Consider the following 4475-nt stretch of genomic DNA (forward strand, 5'->3'; position numbering starts at 1 on the left):
AGCCGCTTGAGCGCGTAGAGGTACGCCACGCCCCAGTAGTAGTCGGCCAGCTTGAACGGGTCGCCCGCCGCCACGCTGCCCTCGCGCTGGCCCTGCGCGACGATGCGCGCCGTGAGCGCGTACAACTCCGAGCGGTACGGGGCGGGGCGGCCGTCAGCGCCCGGCTCCTCCTCCAGCATGGCCTGCGCGTTCAGCACCACCGACGCCGCGAACAGCTCGTCGTCGGCCAGGCGCCCGAGGACGGAGGCGGACAGGCGGCGGATCTTCGCCTTCGCGGACAGAGGCAGCCGGGCGAGCAGCTTGAGCTCGCGCACGTCCTCGCCGTTCGCCACCAGCGCGCGCAGGGCCGCGAACAGGTCCTCCTTCGAGTCGAAGTACCGGTAGATCGTCCCCTGCGCGATGCCGATGCCCCGTGCCAGATCGGCGATCCTCGTGCCCGCGAAGCCGTTGCGCGCGAAGTAGCGCAGCGACTCCCGCAGTATCCGCTCCCGCATCTCGTCGCGCATGGCTGCGCACTTCTCCGCCGACTTCGGCATGGACGCCCGCTTTCCCGTTGGATGAACATTTTCTCACTCATAAGATACGCGGCGGCGGTCGGGAAGTCAAGGCACTCGCTCCATGGGTTGCGCTTCCCGGGTTCGCTCGCACGAAAGCCAGCGGTCAGAGGGCAGCGCATGCGCAGGCCGCGCTCCGGCCTTCGCGCGAAAGCGGTCTTCGTACACGATGTTTCACGTGAAACATCAGGTATTCCAGCACATATGTTTCACATGAAGCACCTCGTTCCTTTACCGCTGCAAGCACAGTTGCGCATGCGGCAGGAGGCCGCGTACCGGGGAGCTGGTCTACGAGACCGAGGCCGCCATGAGCTGCGCGAGGGCTTCAGCGCCACGTCCCTGACCCGCTTCGAGTTGGCACGGCGTGAAAGCACGGGCGACGCGCGCGCAACGTCCGCAAGCCCGATCAAGCGCGGCCCCTCTCCTTCCCCTATAGTGATCCCAGCGCGCGCTACCAGGAAGGAACGATACGACATGCACGAGTGGCGGAGGCAGGTACAGACGATCGTCGACGCGATCGACGAGAGCATCGCGAACCGCGATGACGAGGCGCTCGCCTTGCGGGCGCTCGCGGAACGGCTCGGGTACTCCGAGTTCCACACCACGCGGAAGTTCAAGGAAGTGTCCGGCATGCCGCTGCGCGACTACCTGCGCACGCGCAGGCTGGCCTTCGCGCTGAAGGAGGTGCGGGACGGCGACAAGGCCCTGCTCGACATCGCGCTCGACCACGGGTTCTCGTCGCACGAGGCGTTCACCCGGGCGTTCAAAGGCGCGTTCGGCACGACGCCGAGCGCCTACCGCAAAGATCCGCGGCCCGTGGTGCTGCGTACGAAGATCACCGCCTTCGACCGCTACGTGCTAGGGATGGGAGAGATCGGCATGGAGAAAACGGACGACGGCATCGAGCAGTACCTGATCACGGTGCCCGCGCACAGGTTCCTGCACGTGCGCAACTGCGAAAGCAACGGCTATTGGGACTTCTGGCAGAAGCAGGCGGCGATCCCCGGGCAGGACAGGGACACCGTCTGCGGGCTGCTCGACAGCGTGAAGGGAAAGCTCGACGACGAGGGAGGCCCCGAGGCGAACGCCGGCGGCGGCCAGGTGATGGCCTACGTGAGCGACCCGGAGGGGCGCCTGTGCGCCTGGGGCTTCCCGCGCGTCGAATGCCACGGCGCACGCCTGCCCGCCGACTGGGAGGGCGAGGTGCCGCCGAACCTGCAGCTCATGGACGTGGCCGCCGGCGAGTACGTTGTGTTCGAGCACGGGCCGTTCGACTACGAGCGCCAGATGCGCACCATGGAGGACGAGATCGAGGCGGCGATGGGCGCGTTCGAGGCCGCCGACAACGGCTGGGCGTTCGACACGACGCCCGGCAAGGTGATCTACCTCTACTTCGACCCCGCCCGCTTCTGCAAGTACGTGCGCCCCGTGCGGAAGGCGTGACCGACCGCACGCACGCGCTCGCTCGCCTGCGCCGATGCCGCCATCAGGGGCGCTCGCATCGGCGCAGGGCGTTTCTACAGCCCCAGGCCCTCCACCCAGCGACGCACCTCGCCCTCGCTCGCACGGCTGGCAAGGCGGCGGCCCGGCTTCCACGACGTCGCAGGCGAGCAGCACGCATGCAGGATCGCCTCGGTGCCGCCCATGTTGCTGCCGCCGGACGTGGCGAAGGGCACGACCGTCTTGCCGGAGAAGTCGTAGGCCTCGAGAAACGTGCTGACGATAGTGGGCGCCACGTACCACCAGATGGGGAAGCCCACGAACACGGCGTCGTAGGCGTCCATGTCCGCCACGCGGCTGGCGACGGCCGGGCGCGACGCCGGGTCGTTCATCTCGACGCTGCTGCGGCTCCGCTTGTCGTTCCAGTCGAGATCGGCCGCCGTGTAGGGCGTTTCGGGCACGATCTCGAAGAGGTCGCCGCCCGTCGCGCTCGCGATCGTGCGCGCCAGCCGCTCCGTCTCGCCGCTTGCTGAAAAGTACGCGACGAGGATCTTCTTGCCGTTTTCCATGATGCACGCTCCTTCTACCCGTATCGGTTGCAGGCCCATCGTATCTCCTGGAGCGAACTCCAAGTCAAGCAGTAGTTAGAGAACAGGTAATCGAGAACAGGCCGCGCTCGTCCATCGGGGCTCCTTTCGCGTGCGTTTTCCTGCTACCCTATCGGCTGGAGCTCGCTACAACTCCTTCCCGTATGCTAATTTGCTTCATGTTCGCGATAGCTTCCCGCGAACGGCTCCGATGCGCTATCATAGATGCAGGTGATCGGCACAACTTTCTTCCGCGCCGCATACGATGCGAACCGATCCCGGTCGCCCGCCATCAAGTTCTGCAACGCTTGGAGATGCGCTTTGAGTTCGACGTTTCAAGACCTCGGCTTGTCCGAGACCACCCTCGCCGCCGTCGCACAGATGGGCTACAACGCCCCCACCCCCGTGCAGGAGCAGGCCATCCCGCTCGCGCTCGAAGGCCGCGACGTCGTGGCCGCCGCCGTCACGGGAACCGGCAAGACGACCGCGTTCGCACTGCCCGTCATCGAGCGCATCGACCGCGCGAAGAAGCCCGGGTCGCCGCGCGCGCTGGTCGTGAGCCCCACGCGCGAGCTCGCCTTGCAGATCGACGCCGCCTGCACGCAGCTGGCGAAGGGCTCGGGCCTGCGCGTGGTCACTGTGGTGGGCGGCGTGCCCTACAAGGGCCAGCTGTCGAAGCTCTCGCGCGGCGTGGACATCCTCGTGGCCACGCCCGGGCGCCTCCACGACCTCATGGAACGCGGCGACGTGAAGCTGCGCGACGTGGAGATCCTCGTGCTCGACGAGGCCGACCGCATGCTCGACATGGGCTTCTGGCCCACCATGAAGAAGATCGTGGCCGCCACGCCCTCCTCGCGCCAGACGCTGCTCTTCTCCGCGACGCTCGACCGCAAGGTCATGCAGAGCGTCTCGGCCATCCTGCGCGATCCCGCGTTCGTCGAGGTGGCGCACAAGGGCGAGACCTCCGACACCATCGAGCAGTTCATCGTCCCCGTGGGCTCGATGCAGAAGGCGAGCCTTTTGCGCCTGTTGCTCGCCGAGCGCGGAAGCAAGCGCGTCATCGTGTTCACCGACACCAAGACCCGCGCGGAGATCTGCACAGGCCAGCTCAAGCGCGCGGGCTTCCGCGCGGAGTCCATCCACTCCGACAAGACGCAGGCGCAGCGCAAGCGCGCGCTCGCCGCGTTCAGCAAGGGCGACGTGGACGTGCTCGTGGCCACCGACGTGCTGGCCCGCGGCATCGACGTGCCGGACATCGCCTACGTGGTGAACTACGAGCTGCCCGAGAACCCCGACGACTACGTGCACCGCATCGGCCGCACCGGCCGCGCCGGGGAGGCCGGCTGCTCCATCTCGTTCGTGAGCCCTGAGGCGAAGGCGCAGCTGCTCGACATCGAGAAGCTGCTGGGGTCGAAGATCCCCACGCTGGCCGTGGAGGGATACGACGCGACGGAAGCCGAGCGAGCGCTCGCGAACCGGTTCGTGTCGAAGACCACCAGGGGCAGCGCCGCGTTCTCGCGCTCCCTGCGCCGCAACCCCACCGGCTTCGGCAGGCGCCGCTAGCGATCCCGCCAGCTTACGCCGGCTTGACTTGGAGCCTGCTTCAAGGTGCGCAATGAGGGGTCGAACCGATCCAACGCGAGCGGCGGGTCAAGCCGATGGAAGCACGGCAACCCGCCGACGGGCAGGCAGCAAGCAAGACGGAATAGCCGCTTCCCGGCCGTCTTGCTCGCCTTCCACGTCAGCCGGCAGAGGCAAGGGGGGCTCCCGGTTCCGGAGGGCAGGCCACCATCGTTGGAAAGGACCGAGGCGCTGTTCGGCCTGGCAGGTCCCTCACTCCCCGTCCACGGGCCGCCTGCGCGCCTTCGTCTCGGCGCGGCGGCGCTTGTCGGCC

The 4475-nt window shown here is 67.7% G+C and carries 4 protein-coding genes; 2 read left to right on the forward strand and 2 right to left on the reverse strand.

The genetic code is table 11. From position 1 onward, the window contains the following. A partial coding sequence (locus GPA_RS13370) for a TetR/AcrR family transcriptional regulator (RefSeq protein WP_041240569.1) occupies positions 1 to 536 on the reverse strand: 536 nt, incomplete at its 3' end. Positions 537 to 1028: 492 nt separating this feature from the next. Between GPA_RS13370 and GPA_RS13375 the strand changes: the two genes are divergently transcribed. Continuing rightward, positions 1029 to 1997 (forward strand): helix-turn-helix transcriptional regulator, encoded by a 969-nt coding sequence (locus tag GPA_RS13375; protein WP_015540199.1) that lies wholly within the window; start codon positions 1029 to 1031, stop codon positions 1995 to 1997. A 74-nt stretch (positions 1998 to 2071) separates the two neighbouring features. Here the strand turns inward: GPA_RS13375 and GPA_RS13380 are convergent, their stop codons facing one another. Further along, complete coding sequence (locus GPA_RS13380; RefSeq protein WP_015540200.1) at positions 2072 to 2563, reverse strand: flavodoxin; 492 nt, start codon at positions 2561 to 2563, stop codon at positions 2072 to 2074. A gap of 339 nt (positions 2564 to 2902) precedes the next feature. On the opposite strand from GPA_RS13380, the gene GPA_RS13385 reads away from it, so the two are divergent. Beyond that, positions 2903 to 4144: a DEAD/DEAH box helicase gene (locus tag GPA_RS13385; protein WP_231847653.1), complete on the forward strand. Its 1242-nt coding sequence runs from the start codon at positions 2903 to 2905 to the stop codon at positions 4142 to 4144. Positions 4145 to 4475: the final 331 nt, after the last annotated feature.

The organism is Gordonibacter pamelaeae 7-10-1-b (assembly GCF_000210055.1).
GTDB lineage: Bacteria > Actinomycetota > Coriobacteriia > Coriobacteriales > Eggerthellaceae > Gordonibacter > Gordonibacter pamelaeae.